12 protein-coding genes and 2 pseudogenes are annotated in these 16,414 nt (G+C 72.5%); 3 read left to right on the top strand and 11 right to left on the bottom strand.

The annotated features are described in order from the left end of the window. The first annotated feature begins 178 nt into the window (after nt 1-178). On the top strand, nt 179-793 hold the full coding sequence (locus IE313_RS04135; RefSeq protein WP_189929502.1) for an N-acetylmuramoyl-L-alanine amidase: 615 nt from the start codon (nt 179-181) through the stop codon (nt 791-793). A gap of 104 nt (nt 794-897) precedes the next feature. On the opposite strand, the gene IE313_RS04130 is transcribed toward IE313_RS04135, so the two are convergent. The 11 genes and pseudogenes from IE313_RS04130 to IE313_RS34960 all read right to left on the bottom strand — a co-directional run bounded on the left by IE313_RS04130 (nt 898) and on the right by IE313_RS34960 (nt 12,671). Continuing rightward, nucleotides 898-1,092, bottom strand: coding sequence for a hypothetical protein (locus IE313_RS04130; protein ID WP_189929501.1), 195 nt, complete (start codon nt 1,090-1,092; stop codon nt 898-900). A gap of 342 nt (nt 1,093-1,434) precedes the next feature. Continuing rightward, nucleotides 1,435-2,334 (bottom strand): phosphatidylinositol-specific phospholipase C/glycerophosphodiester phosphodiesterase family protein, encoded by a 900-nt coding sequence (locus IE313_RS04125; protein ID WP_189929500.1) that lies wholly within the window; start codon nt 2,332-2,334, stop codon nt 1,435-1,437. A gap of 262 nt (nt 2,335-2,596) precedes the next feature. Continuing rightward, complete coding sequence (locus tag IE313_RS04120) at nt 2,597-3,991, bottom strand: acyl-CoA dehydrogenase family protein (RefSeq protein WP_229924367.1); 1,395 nt, start codon at nt 3,989-3,991, stop codon at nt 2,597-2,599. Then, nucleotides 3,988-4,767, bottom strand: a pseudogene (locus IE313_RS36310) (acyl-CoA dehydrogenase family protein); the annotation flags it as partial. The gene IE313_RS04120 and the pseudogene IE313_RS36310, both read right to left, overlap by 4 nt. A 141-nt stretch (nt 4,768-4,908) precedes the next feature. Continuing rightward, nucleotides 4,909-5,313: pseudogene (locus IE313_RS36305) on the bottom strand (acyl-CoA dehydrogenase family protein); the annotation flags it as partial. Beyond that, nucleotides 5,310-6,311, bottom strand: coding sequence for an NADPH:quinone oxidoreductase family protein (locus IE313_RS04110; RefSeq protein ID WP_189929819.1), 1,002 nt, complete (start codon nt 6,309-6,311; stop codon nt 5,310-5,312). The gene IE313_RS04110 and the pseudogene IE313_RS36305, both read right to left, overlap by 4 nt. A gap of 308 nt (nt 6,312-6,619) precedes the next feature. After that, complete coding sequence (locus IE313_RS04105) at nt 6,620-7,693, bottom strand: LacI family DNA-binding transcriptional regulator (protein ID WP_189929498.1); 1,074 nt, start codon at nt 7,691-7,693, stop codon at nt 6,620-6,622. A gap of 119 nt (nt 7,694-7,812) precedes the next feature. After that, nucleotides 7,813-8,901, bottom strand: coding sequence for a rhamnose ABC transporter substrate-binding protein (rhaS, locus tag IE313_RS04100; RefSeq protein ID WP_189929497.1), 1,089 nt, complete (start codon nt 8,899-8,901; stop codon nt 7,813-7,815). Next, nucleotides 8,901-9,938 carry an ABC transporter permease gene (locus IE313_RS04095; protein WP_229924366.1) on the bottom strand — a complete coding sequence of 346 codons (1,038 nt, stop codon included), beginning with the start codon at nt 9,936-9,938 and terminating at the stop codon, nt 8,901-8,903. Before IE313_RS04095 ends, rhaS begins: the two co-directional genes overlap by 1 nt. Further along, entirely contained in the window at nt 9,931-10,971 is a 1,041-nt protein-coding gene (locus tag IE313_RS04090) for an ABC transporter permease (protein WP_189929496.1), read from the bottom strand. The genes IE313_RS04095 and IE313_RS04090 overlap by 8 nt, the downstream gene beginning before the upstream one ends. Further along, entirely contained in the window at nt 10,968-12,671 is a 1,704-nt protein-coding gene (locus IE313_RS34960) for a sugar ABC transporter ATP-binding protein (protein ID WP_229924365.1), read from the bottom strand. Before IE313_RS34960 ends, IE313_RS04090 begins: the two co-directional genes overlap by 4 nt. 370 nt (nt 12,672-13,041) lie before the next feature. Between IE313_RS34960 and rhaI the strand changes: the two genes are divergently transcribed. Both rhaI and IE313_RS04070 read left to right on the top strand, forming a co-directional pair. Beyond that, nucleotides 13,042-14,202 (top strand): L-rhamnose isomerase, encoded by a 1,161-nt coding sequence (gene rhaI / locus IE313_RS04075; RefSeq protein ID WP_189929495.1) that lies wholly within the window; start codon nt 13,042-13,044, stop codon nt 14,200-14,202. Nucleotides 14,203-14,205: 3 nt separating this feature from the next. Then, nucleotides 14,206-16,323 (top strand): bifunctional aldolase/short-chain dehydrogenase, encoded by a 2,118-nt coding sequence (locus tag IE313_RS04070; RefSeq protein WP_189929494.1) that lies wholly within the window; start codon nt 14,206-14,208, stop codon nt 16,321-16,323. Nucleotides 16,324-16,414: the final 91 nt, after the last annotated feature.

The raw sequence follows: 16,414 nt of genomic DNA, 5'->3' as shown, positions 1-16,414 counted from the left end.
CCCCGCCTCCGCGAGCCACTGACCGATCCCCGTCCAAGACCGCACCTCCCCCGCTCCACCCGCTCCTGCTCCTGCTCCTGCTCCTGCTCCTGCTCCTGCTCCACCTTCTCCACCTGCTGCACCGTTCAGATCGCTCCTGTATCCGCTGTTCCCCCCCCCACCGAGAGGTAGATCAGCAATGGAACGAGCAAGACGCACCCTCAGCCGCCGCCGGCTGCTCCAGGGCGCCGCTCTCGCGGCGGTGCCCACCGCACTGCTCACGGCACAGCCGGCGCTCGCCGGCGCACAGGCGGTCGACTACCCGCTCGCCGAGTCACGCCCCGCCAGCACCTCGAACTACACGGCGGCCAACCGCCCCACCACGTACCCCATCGACCACGTGGTCATCCACGTCACGCAGGAGACGTGGGACGACGCCATCGGGATCTTCCAGGATCCGACGGCGAAGGTCTCTGCCCACTACGTGGTGCGTTCGAGGGACGGCCACATCGCCCAGTGCGTCCGCGAGCGCGACGTCGCCTGGCACGCCGGCAACTGGGACTACAACACGCGCAGCGTCGGCATCGAGCACGAGGGCTGGGTGGACCAGCCGCAGTACTTCACGGACGAGCTCTACGAGCAGTCGGCGCTGTTGACCGCGGCGGTCTGCGCGAAGTACCGCATACCCATCGACCGCGGCCACATCGTCGGCCACAGCGAGGTCCCGGGGGCGACCCACACGGATCCCGGCCCCTTCTGGGACTGGGTCAAGTACATGGACCTGGTCAACTCGGCCGCGCTCCGAGCACGCTGACGGCCTGGTCCCCCGGACGGCGGCCGGCCTGTCGGAGGCCGCCGTCCGGGGGGCGGGCCCAGGACGGCCGAGCCCGGGTCAGGGGCGGGCAGGGCGCGTCCGGCTCAGGGATCGAGGCGGCTGACGATGTCCGCCGTCGCGGTCAGCCCTTCCTGAATGGTCGGGGCCATACTCGTGCTGGACAGGTAGAACCCGAGCAGCGCGCACACCACGGCGTGCGACATCTTCAGCGCACCGTTGCGCACGAAGATCACGGCCAGGATCAGGAGCAGCAGCACAGCGGAGATGGAAATGGCCATCGTCACCCTCCACAGCCATGTCGACGCCCATGGCCTTCGGCCGTAAGTGTGGCGCAGCGCGGTGCCCGCCCGGGCGAGCGGCGTGTCCTCCGAACGTGTGTTGACTGCGGGTGACGACGCGGAGGGCACGCTCGGGCGCCGCGGACGCTTGTGCCAGGCCTCCGGTCAAGGTCGGTGGATACTCTCCCTCCGGCTCGGTGAAGCTCTCTCCGCCCCGTGCAGCGCGGTGAACACCACTCCGTGCAGCGCGGTGAAGCCCTGTCCGTCCGTGCAGCGCGGTGAAGCCCTATCCGTCCGTGCAGCGCGGTGAAGCCCTGTCCGTCCGTGCAGCGCGGTGAAGCCCTATCCGTCCAGCTCGGTCAAGCCCTCGGTCCGGCTCGGTGAGCGGGCGGTGAGGAATGCCTCCAGGCCGGCCAGATCATCGGTGTTCAGCAGATCGGTGCCGGCGGCCAGCAACTCGCGCCACAGGGCGTCGCGGGCCGGGCCCGCCGTGTCGGGGGTGCCCCAGAAGCGGACGCGCTGCCCGTGGGCATGGGCGGTGGAGACGATCCGGTGCAGCGCGGCTCGTTCCGTGGCGGGGAAAGGGCCGTCGCCCCGCCAGGTGAACGTCGCCGTCCAGTCCTCGCTGATCAGGGGGATGAACGAGGCCGGGGCGGGGGTCTGGAGGTCGGCGAGGCGTCCGTCGTAGAAGGCGTGCCGGACCTGCTGGGTCTCCATCGGGACACGTGCGGCGCGGTCGCCGGAGACGACGGCGGTGACCGGTCCACGGTGCACCGCACCATGGGAGAAGGAGGTGAAGATCTGCTGATGGCGCCGGAGGTGGCGGTCCAGTTCCAGATAGGTCGCCGCGCCCTCGGTCTTGATGTCGACGAGGAGTTGCAGGGGTGTGCGCCAGCCGTCGTACACCCAGCCGCGGTTCGCCTCGATACGGGCGAGGAGGGGGGCGAGATAGAGCGTTTCGAGAGTGCGGGTGGGGTCCAGATCGACGGGGTCGTGGGCCACGAGCAACTGCCCGTCCGCCAGGTAGACATCGGCCTCGACGCTGCCGAAGCGGTGGTCGAGCGCGTCGAACAGGGGGTGGGGATGGTCGTAGTCGTTGTGGGCATGGGCGTGGGCCAGCGGTCGGGGGCCGGGAACCCTGCCGTGCGCCCGGGCTGCCGCGGCCGGCCCGGCCGGGACCGTACCGCACACGAGGGCGGCACCGAGCGCGGCGAGGGCTTTGCGGCGTGTGGTGAGGGGCATGCACTGCCTCCGTGGAGATGCCGTAGCGGGACCCCAGCGAGTATGGGGGTCGGCGGGCCGGGGAGGCAGTGGTCCGGAGCGAGTTGGTGCGATGCTCGTCCCGTTCACCCCAGGGGAACGGCCGGGCTCCGGGGCGTGGCGGCCAACGGCCGGGAGGTTGGAGACCGGCGCACCGGGGCGGCGGGCCCAGCCGGTCCTGCGAGCACCGGCCCGCGCTCAGGGAGCCACGCCGAGGGCGCGGCGCCTGAGCGCGGCGCCGGCCTCAAGGCCCTGTCAGCCCGGCGAGCCGAGCCAGGGTTTCACGGTGGTGACCTGCCGTGCCGAGCGCGATGGAGTCGGCCTTGGCGCGCTTGAGGTAGAGATGCACGGGGTGTTCCCAGGTCATGCCGATGCCACCGTGCAGTTGGAGCGCCTCCTCGGCCGCGTGCACGGCGACGCCCGAGGCATAGGACTGCGCGAGGGAGGCGGCGAGCGTGGCCTCGGGGCTCCCGGTCGCCAGGGCGTCGGCGGCGTTCCTGGCAGCGGCCCGGGCATGGACGGTTTCCAGCCACAGCCGGGCGAGGCGGTGCTTCAGTGCCTGGAAGGAGCCCACGGGCCGGTTGAACTGGTACCGCTCGCGGGTGTACCCGACGGTTTCGGTCAGGCACCAGTCGGCGATGCCCAGTTGCTCGGAGGCGAGCAGTCCGGCGCCGGCGCGCAGGGCGCGTCCCAGAGCACTCCGGGCATCAGCGGCGAGCAGGCGGCCGTGCGCCGCGGTGAGGGTCACCTCGGCGAGCGGCCGTGTCCGGTCGAACGAGATCAGGGGGGTGATGGTGACGCCGTCCTGGCGGACGTCGACCGCGTGGAGCCCGGTGCCGGCGGGGACGAGCAGGACGTCGGCGGCCGCGGCGTCGGCGACGCCGGTGATCCGGCCGTGCAGGGTGCCGCCCTCCACCCGCACCCCCTGTCCGTGCCGCTCGTCGCGTCGCCCGGTGGGCCCCGGGTCCTCGTCCGGCGCCACCACCGCCGTGGCGAGGGGCAGGGCGAGGACCGCGACGGTGCGGCCGGTGGCCAGTGCGGTCAGCAGCTCGGGCGGGGCCGCGCCGTCTATATCCTCGCCGTCCGCGGACGCGTGCGGCCGTGCGCGGGAGGCGGCCGCCGCAGGGGCCGCTCCGGTTGCGGGCGGTGCGTCGTCGTCGCCCGCGGTGCAGCCGAGGAGTGCCTCCGTGGCGAGGACGGCACTGGTCAGGTAGGGGACGGGGGCGAGGGCACGGCCGAGTTCCTCCAGGACGACCGCGGTCTCGCGGTGGGTGGCGCCCTGCCCGCCGAGGTGTTCGGGTACCAGCAGGCCCGCCAGGCCCATGTCCACCGCAAGGGCCTTCCACAGCCCCGGGTCGTGGGGTGTGTCGGACTCGCTGCGGGCGAGCACGGCGGCGGCGTCGCAGTGGTCGGCGAGAAGTCGGCGTACGACGGCGCGCAGCGCCTCCTCCTCCTCGGAGTAGAGCAGGTCGGGTACCGGATCCGCCTCCACAGGCCGGGCGTCGGCGGTGCCGCGGTCGTTTCCCGGACCGGCGTCCGTTCCGCCGGCCGACAGGGGTGGTGCGGCCCGGTCGGGGACCGTACCGCCGCCTTCGCCGCGCCGCGGGCCGCCGGTCGTCGTCTCACGTGGCGTGCTCATCGGGCGAGGTCCTTCCAGGCGACGTCCTTGTCGGTGCGCGGCTCGGCAGGAAGGCCCAGGACGCGCTCGGCGATGATGTTCAGCAGGATCTCGCTGGTCCCGCCCTCGATGCTGTTGCCCTTGGCGCGCAGATAGCGGTAACCCGCCTCGCGGCCGGTGAAGTCGACCAGTTCGGGACGGCGCATCGTCCAGTCGTCGTACAGCAGTCCCTCCTGGCCGAGGAGCTCCACCTCCAGGGCGCTGATCTCCTGGTTCAGCCGGGCGAAGGCCAGCTTCATACCGGACCCCTCGGGGCCCGGCTGGCCGGCGGCGAGTTGCTGGCGCAGCCGCTCACCGGTCAGGCGGGCCACCTCGGCCTCGGCCCACAGGGTCAGCAGCCGCTGATGGAGGTCGTGGGTGCGCAGCTCGGGGCGTTCGCGCCAGGTGTTGACGAGCGGGCCGATCATGCCTCCCTCGCGCGGCACCCGGGAGCCTCCGATGGACACGCGCTCGTTCATCAGGGTGGTCTGTGCGACCTTCCAGCCCTCGCCGACCGGGCCGAGCCGGTGGGCGTCGGGGATCCGGACGTCGGTCAGGAAGACCTCGTTGAACTCGGCCTCGCCGGTGATCTGCCGCAGCGGGCGCACCTCGACCCCGGGAGCGGTCATGTCGCAGATGAAGTACGTGATGCCGCGGTGCTTGGGAACACCGGGGTCGGTGCGGGCGACGAGGATCGCCCAGCGGGCGAGGTGGGCGCTGGAGGTCCACACCTTCTGCCCGTTCACGATCCATCCGCCGTCCCCGGTGTCCGGGCCCGCGCACTCCTCCGCGCCACGGGAGCCCCCGCCGGCGGGACCGGCACCCTCCCCGCCGAGAACGGCACCGGCACCATCGCCGGCGCCGCCGCCTGTACCGACACCGGCACCCTCATCGGTCCCGTCCGCCACACGGACCGCCCGGGTGCCGAGTGCCGCGAGGTCGGATCCGGCGCCCGGCTCGCTGAACAGTTGGCACCACACCTCCTCACCGGTCCACAGCGGACGCAGGAAGCGCTTCTTCTGCTCCTCGCTGCCGAAGGCGAGGATCGTCGGTGCGGCCATGCCGAGGCCGATGCCGATGCGGCGCGGGTCGTTGTCGGGGGCGCCCGCGGCCGTCAGCTCGGCGTCGACCACGGCCTGCAGGGCACGCGGGGCACCGAGCCCGCCCAGCCCCTCGGGGTAGTGCACCCAAGCGAGACCGGCGTCGAAGCGGGCCCGCAGGAACGTCGCGCGGTCGGCCGTGGCGGGCGGGCAGGTGGCCAGCAGTTCCCGTGTACGGCGGCGCAGTTCGGCTGCGTCGATCATGCCCCCGCTCCGTCCGCCGCACCGGTCCCGTTCCCGGACGGGAGTCCGGGCAGCACGCACACGCGCCCCGTGGTCGTCCCGTCCGCGACCCGCTGGACCGCGTCCACCGCGGCCGCCAGCGGCACCCGATCGCTGACCAGCGGTTTGATCGCACCCTTTTCGGCCAGCGCGGTGAGCTGGCCGTGGCACTCCAGGATCGTCTGCGGGGCCCTGGCCGCGTACAGGCCCCAGTGCAGGCCGAGGATGGAGTAGTTCTTCACCAGGGCGTGTCCCAGGGCGGGGCTCGGGATGGAGCCGCTGCTGAAGCCGACCACCACGATCCGGCCCTCGAAGGCCACGCACTTCGTGGACCAGGTGTACGCATCGCCGCCGACGGGGTCGTAGACCACATCGGCACCACGGCCTTCCGTCGCCTGCTTCACCGTCGCGACCACGTCGTCCGAGTGCCGGTCGATCACCAGGTCGCAGCCGAGGGCACGGGCCGTCTCGGCCTTCGCCGGGCCGCCGACGACACCGATGACCCGCGCGCCCGCCGCCTTTCCGAGCTGGACGGCTGCGCTGCCTACGCCGCCGGCGGCCGCGTGCACGAGCAGCGTCTCGCCCGGGCGCAGCCGCGCCCTGCGGTGCAGCCCGAACCATCCCGTCTGGTACGCGATGTGCAGCGCTGCGGCCTCTGCGTCGTCGAGCGCGTCGGGCGCCGGCAGCAGCGCGGCGGCATCCGCGAGGGCGTACTCGGCGAAGCCGCCGTGCGGCAGGGCGCAGGTGGTGAGGACGCGGCGGCCGTCCTCGGCGGTCGCGCAGATCTCCACTCCGGGTGTGAACGGCAACGGCGGACGCACCTGGTACTGGCCGCGGCAGAGCAGGGCGTCGGGGAAGTTGACGCTCGCGGCGCGGACCTTCAGCAGGACCTGGCCCTCGCCCGGCTCGGGCCGGACCGACTCCTCCAGGCGCATCACCTCGCGCGGTTCGCCGGTCTGGTGCACGTGCCATGCCTGCATCGGGGGCATGTGGGGCATAGAGGGGCCTCCACGGGAGGGTCGTCGAACCTGACTGCCCGACATACTAAGCGGTCGCTTGCCCATCCGGAAGCCGCCTCGCGGCCCCGCCACGCCGCGCCCGGGGCCGTCCGCCGCCCGCCACCCATCAGGTTCCGTCCACCCGCACAGGCCCCCGGCCGCCACGCACTCACGGGCTCGCGGGGCGACGGGCCACGGGGCCACGGGGCCACGGGACGACCTGGCCCCCGGCCCCGTCATGCGGCCATGCGGCCGCGCAGCCGCCCCGCGAAGCCTCCGGCACCAAGCTCTCACCGCCGCCGCAGGCTGGACCTGCGCACCACCAGTTCCGGCTGGAGGACGACACGCCGGTGCGTGTGCCCGGCCGTGTCCGCTGCGCCCGCGCCTCCGCCGGCGCCCGTGCCCGTTCCACCGCCCGCGCCCCCGCCCGTCTCCGTCTCCGTCTCCTCCAGGAGGAGTTCCGCGGCCATCGCTCCCATGGTGACCGCGGGCTGGCGCACCGAGGTGAGCGGTACCGCGGCCGCAGCGGCGAACTCGATGTCGTCGTAGCCGACGATGGCCACCTCCTCCGGCACCGGGACCCCGGCCGCGAACATCGCCTGGAGGACGCCGAGCGCCAGCAGGTCGTTGGCGCAGAAGACGGCGGTGGGCCGGTCGGCGAGGCCGAGCAGCCGGGCGCCCGCGTCGCGGCCCGCCGCGACGTCGAGGCGTTCGGTGGGCAGTTCGTGCAGCGTCTGTGCGGGCAGTCCGGCCTCGGCCAGGGCGCGCAGCGCGCCTTCCCGGCGGTCCCTCACCTGGTTGAGTCCCGGCGGGCCGCTGACGTACGCGATGCGCCGGTGGCCCGCGTCGACGAGGTGCCGTACGGCGAGCGCGCCGCCCGCGACGTCGTCCACGGAGACGGAGCACTCGGTGGTGCCCTCCGCGACCCGGTCGACGAGCACGAACGGGATCTTGTGGCGTCGGAACGCGGCGATGTTGCGGCCGCTCGCGTCGGTCGGGGTGAGCAGCACGCCGCGGACCCGCTGCTCGGCGAAGAGCGAGAGGTAGTCGGCCTCCTCGGTGGGGTCCTGGGCGCTGTTGCAGACCATCACGCCGAGGCCCGCCTCGCGCGCGGCGCGCTCGGCGCCGCGCGCGACGTCCACGAAGAACGGGTTGCCCATGTCGAGCACCAGCAGGGCCATGATGCGGCTGTGCCCGGCCCGTAGCTGGCGCGCGGACTCGCTGCGGACATACCCCAGGCGGTCGATGACGGACTGCACCCGGCGCCGAGTCTCCTCTGACACCAGGTCGGGACGGTTGATCACATTGGATACCGTGCCCACCGACACCCCGGCGTCCCGGGCCACGTCCTTGATGCCGACCATGTTTCGTCCCTGCTCCGTCCTGCCGTCGGGTGCCCGGGCTCGGGCGGGGCGCGGGCCGGGTGGGTGTCAGCGTATGCGCCCCGCGCCGTGCGGACGGACCGCCACCGGGCAGCGCCGTGTCAGAACCTGTAGCGGTCGATGTTCCCGGCGTCGAACACGGTGGGCTTGCCGAGGTCGATCACGCCCTTGGCACCGACGGTGAAGGTGCCCATGCCGCCGGCCTTCAGCGTCTCGCCCCGGGCCCCGGTGATCTGCCCGGAGGCCAGCGCCACGGCGGCGTGCGCGGCGAGAGCGCCCAGCTTGGCGGGGTCCCACAGCTCGAATGCCTTGACGGTGCCGTTCTTCACGTACTGCCGCATGTCGTTGGGTGTGCCGAGGCCGGTGAGCCGGACCTTGCCCTTGTACTTGGAGCCGGACAGGTACTGGGCGGCGGCCTTGATGCCGACCGTCGTCGGCGAGACGATCCCGGCGAGCTTCGGGTGCTCCTGGAGCAGGCCCTGGGTCTGCTGGAAGGACTGCTGGGCGTCGTCGTTGCCGTAGGCGGTCTTCACCAGCTTCACGTTCTTGTACTCGGGCTTCTTCAGCTCGTCCTTCATGTACTTGATCCAGGTGTTCTGGTTGGTCGCGGTCTGCGCGGCGGACAGGATCGCGATCTCGCCCTTGTAGCCGATCTGCTTGGCGATCTGCTGGATCTGGCTGCGGCCGATCTCCTCGGCGCCGGCCTGCGAGATGAAGACGTTGCGGCAGTCCGGATTGGTGTCGGAGTCGTAGGTGACGACCTTGATGCCGTTCTTCATGGCCTGCTTCAGGGCGGTGCACAGCGCGCCGGGGTCCTGCGCGGACACGGCCATCGCGTCGACCTGCTGCTGGGTGAGGATGTTGACGTAGGAGACCTGGCCGGAGGTGTCGGTCGCGCTGCTCGGACCGGACTCCTTGTACGTCGAGCCCAGTTGCCCGAGGGCCTTCTGGCCGCCCTTGTCGGCGACGGTGAAGTACGGGTTGTTGACCTGCTTGGGCAGGAAGGCGACCTTCAGGCCCTTCTTGGTGGGCGCGTTCGGGTCGGCCTTGGCGCCGGAGGCCGCGCCCTTGCCGCCGCTGTCGTGGTCGACCGAGTCCTTGGTGGTGCCGCCGCACGCCGTGGCGGCCAGGGCGAGCGAGGTGATCGCGGCGAGCGTGAGGCCGGCGCGGCGCAGTGCGGGAGAGAACATCAGCGGTCCCTTTCGGACGGGCCTGGGGAAGTTTGCGGGGCAGGAGGGACGGGGAGCGCGACGGGGCGCGCGGCGATCTGCCGGGCGACGCGCGGTCCGAGGACGGAGATGACCAGCAGCACACCGGTGACCACGGTCTGGGACTGGGCGGAGACGTTCAGCAGGCTCATGGCGTTCTGCAGCCCGCCGAGCAGGAAGACCCCGGCGACGGCGCCCCCGAGGGTGCCCCGCCCGCCGTCGAAGTCGATGCCGCCGAGCAGCACGGCGGCGACGACGGAGAGTTCGAGGCCGGTGGCGTTGTCGTAGCGGGCGCTGGCGTAGTGCAGCGCCCAGAAGACACCGGTGAGGGCGGACATCAGGCCGGTGGCGGTGAAGAGCCACAGCTTGTGCCGCCTGACGCGGATACCGGCGAACCGCGCGGCCTCCTCGTTGGCCCCGACGGCGAAGAGCGAGCGGCCGAAGGGCGTGGCGTGCAGCACCACCACGGCGACGGCGAGCAGCACCAGGAACGGCAGGAAGGCGTACGGGACGAAGGTCGAGCCGATCCGGCCCGCGGCGAAGTCGAGGTACGGCGCGGGGAAGTCGGTGACCGCGTTGGAGCCGAGCACGATCTGCGCGATGCCCCGGTAGGCGGCCAGCGTGCCGATGGTCACGGCGAGCGAGGGCAGGCCGAGCCGGGTCACCAGCAGGCCGTTGACGAGGCCGCAGACCACGCCGAGCAGCAGGCAGATCGGGATGATCGTCTCGATGGCCATCCCCGCGTTCCACAGGGCCCCCATGACGGCGCCGCTGAGCCCGGCCGTCGACGCCACCGACAGGTCTATCTCGCCCGCGACCACCAGCAGCGTCATCGGCAGTGCGATCAGGGCGATGGGCAGGGTGTTGCCGATCAGGAACGACAGGTTGAGCGCGTTACCGAAGCCGTCGACGAAGCCGAAGGAGAGCAGGAGCAGCACGAGGAGCAGGACGCCGACGACACCGTCCCAGCGCAGGGCGCCGGCGCGCCGCGCGGCACGTTTCGGGGAGCTGTCAGCCATGGCGGGCGTTCCTCTTCTTCAGGGCCGCGGCCAGGCGCAGGGCGACCACCCGGTCCACGGCGATGGCGAGCACCAGCAGGACACCGTTGATGGCGAGCACCCACACGGAGCTGACGCCGAGCGCGGGCAGCACGCTGTTCACGGAGGTCAGCAGCAGGGCGCCGAGGGCCGCGCCGTAGACACTGCCCGCGCCGCCGGTGAACGCGACGCCGCCCACCACGACGGCGCTGACGACGGTGAGTTCGTAGCCGTTGCCGGTGGCGGAGTCGACGTTGCCGAAGCGGGCGAGGTACAGCGCGCCGGCGAGTCCGGAGAGCGCGCCGCAGGCGGTGTAGGCGGCGAGGATCCGGCGCCGCACCGGGATTCCGGCGAGCCGCGCGGCCTCGGGGTTGGAGCCCAGTGCGTACAGCTCGCGGCCGCCGCCGAAGTGGCGCAGGTAGTAGGCGACGGCGACCACCACCGCGAGGGCGATCAGCGCCAGGTAGGGCAGCGCGCCCAGGCCGCCGGATCCGAAGTCGGTGAAGGGGCCCGGCAGGTCGGAGGCGGTGATCTGCCGGGAGCCGACCCAGATCGAGTCCACGCCGCGGATCACGTACAGCGTGCCCAGGGTGACCACGAGCGCGGGCACCTGGCCGAGGCTGACGAGGGCTCCGTTGAGCAGTCCGCAGCCGATGCCGAGCGCCACCGCGAGCAGCAGTGCCAGGAAGGAGTCGCCGCCGCCCTGGAGGTAGTCTCCGGCGGCGAACGCGCTGATGCCGAGGGTGGAGCCGACCGAGAGGTCGACGTTGCGCGAGATCACCACCAGCGCCTGTCCGGTGGCGACCAGCACCAGGATGGTGGCGTTCAGCAGCAGGTCCTTGACGCCCTGTTCGGACAGGAACTGGCTGTTGCCCGCCTGGGTGATCGCGATCATCACCAGGAAGACCAGGAGGATCGCGACTTCCCGTATCCGGAATACCCGGTCGACGAGCCGGGTGGCGCCGCCGCGTGCCTCGCCGGTGGCGGGCGCGGGGGGCTGCTGGGTCAGGGTCATGCCGCCCTCCCTGTGGTACCCCGGCCGGTCGCCGCCGCCATCACGGACTCCTCGGTGGCCCCGGCTCGGGGGATCTCGGCGGTCAGCCGGCCCTCGTGCATGACCAGCACCCGGTCGGCCATGCCGAGGACCTCGGGCAGGTCGGAGGAGATCATCAGGACCGCCACCCCGTCGGCGGCGAGCCGGGAGAGCAGCCGGTGCACCTCGGCCTTGGTACCGACGTCGATACCGCGGGTGGGTTCGTCGACGATCAGCACCTTCGGTGTGGTCGCCAGCCACTTGGCGAGGACCACCTTCTGCTGGTTGCCGCCGGACAGGGTGCCGACGGCGTCGGCCAGCGCGGCGTACTTGACCTGGAGCCTGACGGCCCAGTCCAGTGCCCGGCTGCGCTCCGCGCGCCGGTCCATCAGGCCGCCGCGCACCGTGCCGCCGAGGCCGGTCAGGGCGGTCAGGTTGACGTTCCGCTCGATGGACATGCCCATCACCAGGCCCTGGGCCCTGCGGTCCTCGGGGACGAGGGCCAGCCCGGCCGCCATCGCGATGCTGGGTGCGCCGTTGGTGAGCGGCCTGCCGTCCACGTGCACAGAACCCGCATCCCAGCGGTCGACGCCGAAGACGGCACGTGCCACCTCGCTGCGGCCGGCCCCGACGAGACCGGCGAGCCCGACGATCTCCCCGTGCCGCACCGTGAAGGAGACGTCGGTGAAGACCCCTTCCCGGGTCAGCTGCCGCACGTCCAGCGCGACCTCGCCGATCGGGGTGTCCTGCTTGGGGTACAGCTCGTCGAGGTCGCGGCCGACCATCCGGCGCACCAGGTCGTCCTCGGTGAGGCCGCGCCCACCCGGGGCACCGGCACCGTCCGCGGCGTCCGCGGGACCGGCGGCGCCCCCGGATCCGGCCGGGCGGTCAGACCCCCCTGAACCACCGGAACCCCCTGTACTCCCTGAACCCCCGGAAGCGCCGGAACCTCCGGACTCCGGAGCCCGACGGCCCTGCGGATCACCGAGCAGGTCACTGGCGACCAGTGCGCCGTCGCGCAGGGTCGTCACCCGCTGGCAGAGCCGGAAGATCTCCTCCAGCCGGTGCGAGATGAACAGCACGGCCGCCCCCTGTTCGCGCAGGGTGCGCACCACGCCGAAGAGCCTGGCGACCTCGCTGCCGGTGAGCGCGGCGGTCGGCTCGTCCATGATCAGGACCCGGGCGTCGGAGGAGAGCGCCTTGGCGATCTCGACGAGCTGCTGGTCGGCGATGGACAGGCCGCGCGCCGGCTGCTGCGGGTCCAGGTCCACGCCGAGGCGCGCGAAGAGGGCCGCCGCGGCGGTGCGCGCGGCCCTGTGGTCGACCCGGCCGAGCGAACGGCGCGGCTGGCGGCCCATGAAGACGTTCTCGGCCACCGACAGGTCGGGGAAGAGGGTGGGTTCCTGGTAGATCACGGCCACCCCGGCGTCACGCGCGTCCGCCGGGCCGTGCAGGACTACGGGGCGGCCGTCCAGGAGCACCGTGCCGGTGTCCGGGCGGTGCACTCCCGCCAGGGTCTTGATGAGCGTCGACTTGCCCGCGCCGTTCTCCCCCGCCAGGGCGTGCGCCTCGCCGGCGTACAGCCGCAGGGACACGTCCCTGAGCGCACGCACCGCGCCGAAGGACTTGCTCACCCCCTCCAGCGCGAGCACCGGCACGGCGTCCGGCTCCGATCGGGTCATGCTGCGACTCCCACTCGACGAGCGATGTACGGGGCGGCCGTGCCGCCGGGCGTGCCCCCGGCCGCGCCGGGGTGCCCGGATCCGGCAGGCCCCGGCAGGACCTGGCACAGGATCTGCCGGGGCCCGGCACAGGACCCGACGCAGCCTGCTAGGAACCGCTCAAGCGGCCTCCGGCCGTGGCCCGCTGTCATGAAATGATTCAATCAAGTTCCGGGGAAGCTAGTCCCGAACAGATTTCCCGTCAAGGGTGGGTGCGTCGGCCCCACAGCCCTCACCATGAACGATCCGGGGACGCCGGGGCCTTGACGTCAGACGTAATCGGCGCCAAAGTTCGTTGACATTGGATTGAATCGTTTTCAGAGGTGGCCACATGCCCGATCTTGCGACCGTGAAAGCGGCGCTCGCAGCCCAGCGCATCGAGACGCCGTCCTGGGCCTACGGGAACTCCGGCACCCGCTTCAAGGTGTTTGCCCAACCAGGCGTCCCCCGCACCCCGCGGGAGAAGCTGGACGACGCCGCCCGGGTCCATGAGCACACGGGCGTGGCGCCGACCGTGGCCCTGCACATCCCGTGGGACCGCGTCGACGACTACGCCGCCCTGGCCGCCTACGCCAGGGAACGGGGCCTCGGTCTCGGTGCGATCAACTCCAACGTCTTCCAGGACGACGACTACAAGCTGGGCTCCGTCACCAACCCAGACCCCGCGGTCCGCCGCAAGGCTCTCGGTCACCTGCTGGAGTGCGTCGACATCATGGACGCCACCGGCTCGCGCGATCTGAAGCTCTGGTTCTCGGACGGTACGAACTACCCGGGCCAGGACGACCTGCACGCCCGTCAGGACCGGCTCGCCGAGGCGCTGGCCGCGGTGTACGAGCGGCTCGGCGACGACCAGCGGATGCTGCTGGAGTACAAGTTCTTCGAGCCCGCCTTCTACGCCACCGACGTGCCGGACTGGGGCACGGCCTACGCGCACTGCCTGAAGCTCGGCCCGAAGGCGCAGGTCGTGGTGGACACCGGACACCACGCGCCGGGCACCAACATCGAGTTCATCGTGGCGCTGCTGCTCCGCGAGCGGAAGCTCGGCGGCTTCGACTTCAACTCCCGCTTCTACGCGGACGACGACCTGATGGTGGGCGCCGCCGACCCCTTCCAACTGTTCCGGATCATGTACGAGGTGGTGCGCGGCGGAGGACTCGGCGACGAGATCGCGTTCATGCTCGACCAGTGCCACAACATCGAGGCCAAGATCCCGGCGATCATCCGCTCGGTGATGAACGTCCAGGAGGCGACCGCGAAGGCGCTGCTGGTGGACGCCAAGGCCCTGCGGGACGCGCAGCTCGCCGGCGATGTGCTCGGCGCGAACGCCGTCCTGATGGACGCGTTCAACACGGACGTCCGCCCGCTGCTCGCCGAGGTCCGCACGGAGGCCGGGCTGCACCCCGACCCGATGGCGGCCTACCGGGCGTCGGGCTGGCAGGAACACATCGTCGCGGACCGCGTCGGCGGCACGCAGGCCGGATGGGGAGCGTAGGCAATGACCCGGGAAGTCAAGGACACCAAGGGCACCGAGGACACCGCCGGGGCGGCGCGTACGGCGTCGGGCACGCGGGAACCGGCCGGGCACCCCCGGGTGGCCGAGCTGCTGGCCCGCTCCCACCGGCTCGGCGCCGACCCGCGCAACACCAACTACGCCGGGGGCAACGCCTCCGCCAAGGGCACCGTGACCGATCCGGTGACCGGCGGCGACACCGAGCTGATGTGGGTCAAGGGCTCGGGCGGCGACCTGGGCACCCTCACCGAGCGGGGCCTGGCCGTGCTCCGCCTCGACCGGTTGCGGGCGCTGAAGGACGTCTACCCGGGAGTGGAGCGCGAGGACGAGATGGTCGCCGCGTTCGACTACTGCCTGCACGGCAGGGGCGGAGCGGCGCCGTCCATCGACACCGCGATGCACGGCCTCGTCGACGCCCCGCACGTGGACCATCTGCACCCGGACTCGGGGATCGCGCTCGCCTGCGCCGCGGACGGCGAGAAACTCACCGCCGAGTGCTTCGGCCGGACGGTGGTGTGGGTGCCCTGGCGCCGCCCGGGCTTCCAGCTCGGCCTGGACATCGCGGCCGTGCACGACGCCCACCCCGAGGCCATCGGCTGTGTGCTCGGCGGCCACGGCATCACCGCCTGGGGCAGCACGTCGGAGGAGTGCGAGCGCAACGCCCTCACCATCATCCGCACCGCGGAGCGCTTCCTCGCGGAGCGCGGCAGGCCCGAGCCGTTCGGCCCCGTCCTGGACGGATACGAGCCGCTGCCCGAGCCGGAGCGCAGGCGCCGTGCGGCCGCGCTCGCGCCGGTGATCCGCCGCCTCGCCTCGCAGGACCGCCCGCAGGTCGGCCACTTCACCGACAGCGACGAGGTCCTCGACTTCCTCTCCCGGGCCGAGCATCCGCGGCTGGCCGCCCTCGGCACCTCCTGCCCGGACCACTTCCTGCGCACCAAGGTCCGCCCGCTGGTGCTCGACCTGCCGCCGGCCGCTCCGCTGGAGGAGGCGATCGGGCGCCTGAGGGAGCTGCACACGGCCTACCGCGAGGAGTACGCCGCCTACTACACCCGGCACGCGGAGCCCGACTCGCCCCCGATGCGCGGCGCGGACCCGGCGATCGTGCTGGTGCCGGGCGTGGGCATGTTCAGCTTCGGCAAGGACAAGCAGACCGCCCGGGTGGCCGGCGAGTTCTACGTGAACGCCATCCACGTGATGCACGGCGCCGAGGCGGTGTCGACGTACGCGCCGATCGAGGAGGCCGAGAAGTTCCGCATCGAGTACTGGGCGCTGGAGGAGGCCAAGCTGCGCAGGATGCCCGCGCCGAAGCCGCTGGCCACCCGGATCGCCCTGGTGACCGGCGCCGGCTCCGGCATCGGCCGGGCGATCGCCCGGCGGCTGGCCGCGGAGGGCGCGTGCGTGGTGGTCGCCGACGTGAACGGCGAGAGCGCCGCCACGGTCGCCGACGAACTGGGCGGCCCCGACACCGCGGTGGCCGTCACCGCCGACGTCACCAGCGAGGAGCAGATCACGGCAGCCGTCCGGTCGGCCGTGCTCGCCTTCGGCGGGCTCGACCTGGTGGTGAACAACGCCGGCATCTCGGTCTCCAAGCCCCTGCTGGAGACCACGGCCGACGACTGGGACCTGCAGCACGCCATCATGGCGCGCGGCTCCTTCCTGGTCTCCCGCGAGGCCGCCCGGGTGATGACCGAGCAGGGCCTCGGCGGCGACATCGTCTACATCGCCTCCAAGAACGCGGTCTTCGCCGGGCCCAACAACATCGCCTACTCCGCCACCAAGGCGGACCAGGCCCACCAGGTCCGGTTGCTCGCCGCCGAGCTGGGCGAGCACGGGATCCGCGTCAACGGCGTCAACCCGGACGCGGTGGTGCGCGGCTCGGGCATCTTCGCCGGCGGGTGGGGTGCCAAGCGTGCCGCGGTGTACGGGGTGCCGGAGGAGAAGCTGGGCGAGTTCTACGCCCAGCGCACCCTGCTCAAGCAGGAGGTGCTGCCCGAGCACGTCGCGGGCGCGGTCTTCGCGCTGACCGGTGGCGACCTGTCGCACACCACCGGCCTGCACATCCCGGTGGACGCGGGCGTCGCGGCCGCCTTCCTGCGGTGAGCAGGCCGCACGGGCGCCTGCGGGCCGGTCAGGCCGGTCAGGCCGGTCAGGCCGGTCAGGCCGGTCAGGCGCGGGAGGTGAGGAGGCGGCG

It is taken from the genome of Streptomyces sulfonofaciens (assembly GCF_014656295.1).
GTDB classification, from domain to species: domain Bacteria; phylum Actinomycetota; class Actinomycetes; order Streptomycetales; family Streptomycetaceae; genus Streptomyces; species Streptomyces sulfonofaciens.
The sequence above is the reverse complement of the archived record's forward strand: the minus strand, read 5'-3'. Positions and strand labels throughout refer to the sequence as shown.

Bases quoted from the DNA above. Each gene is read 5' to 3' on its own strand.
- IE313_RS04110 (WP_189929819.1), bottom strand. From the start codon at position 6,311: ATGCAGGCATGGCACGTGCACCAGACCGGCGAACCGCGCGAGGTGATG.
- IE313_RS04125 (WP_189929500.1), bottom strand. From the start codon at position 2,334: ATGCCCCTCACCACACGCCGCAAAGCCCTCGCCGCGCTCGGTGCCGCC.
- IE313_RS04120 (WP_229924367.1), bottom strand. From the start codon at position 3,991: ATGAGCACGCCACGTGAGACGACGACCGGCGGCCCGCGGCGCGGCGAA.
- IE313_RS04135 (WP_189929502.1), top strand. From the start codon at position 179: ATGGAACGAGCAAGACGCACCCTCAGCCGCCGCCGGCTGCTCCAGGGC.
- IE313_RS04130 (WP_189929501.1), bottom strand. From the start codon at position 1,092: ATGGCCATTTCCATCTCCGCTGTGCTGCTGCTCCTGATCCTGGCCGTG.
- rhaS (WP_189929497.1), bottom strand. From the start codon at position 8,901: ATGTTCTCTCCCGCACTGCGCCGCGCCGGCCTCACGCTCGCCGCGATC.
- IE313_RS04090 (WP_189929496.1), bottom strand. From the start codon at position 10,971: ATGACCCTGACCCAGCAGCCCCCCGCGCCCGCCACCGGCGAGGCACGC.
- IE313_RS04105 (WP_189929498.1), bottom strand. From the start codon at position 7,693: ATGGTCGGCATCAAGGACGTGGCCCGGGACGCCGGGGTGTCGGTGGGC.
- rhaI (WP_189929495.1), top strand. From the start codon at position 13,042: ATGCCCGATCTTGCGACCGTGAAAGCGGCGCTCGCAGCCCAGCGCATC.
- IE313_RS04070 (WP_189929494.1), top strand. From the start codon at position 14,206: ATGACCCGGGAAGTCAAGGACACCAAGGGCACCGAGGACACCGCCGGG.
- IE313_RS04095 (WP_229924366.1), bottom strand. From the start codon at position 9,938: ATGGCTGACAGCTCCCCGAAACGTGCCGCGCGGCGCGCCGGCGCCCTG.
- IE313_RS34960 (WP_229924365.1), bottom strand. From the start codon at position 12,671: ATGACCCGATCGGAGCCGGACGCCGTGCCGGTGCTCGCGCTGGAGGGG.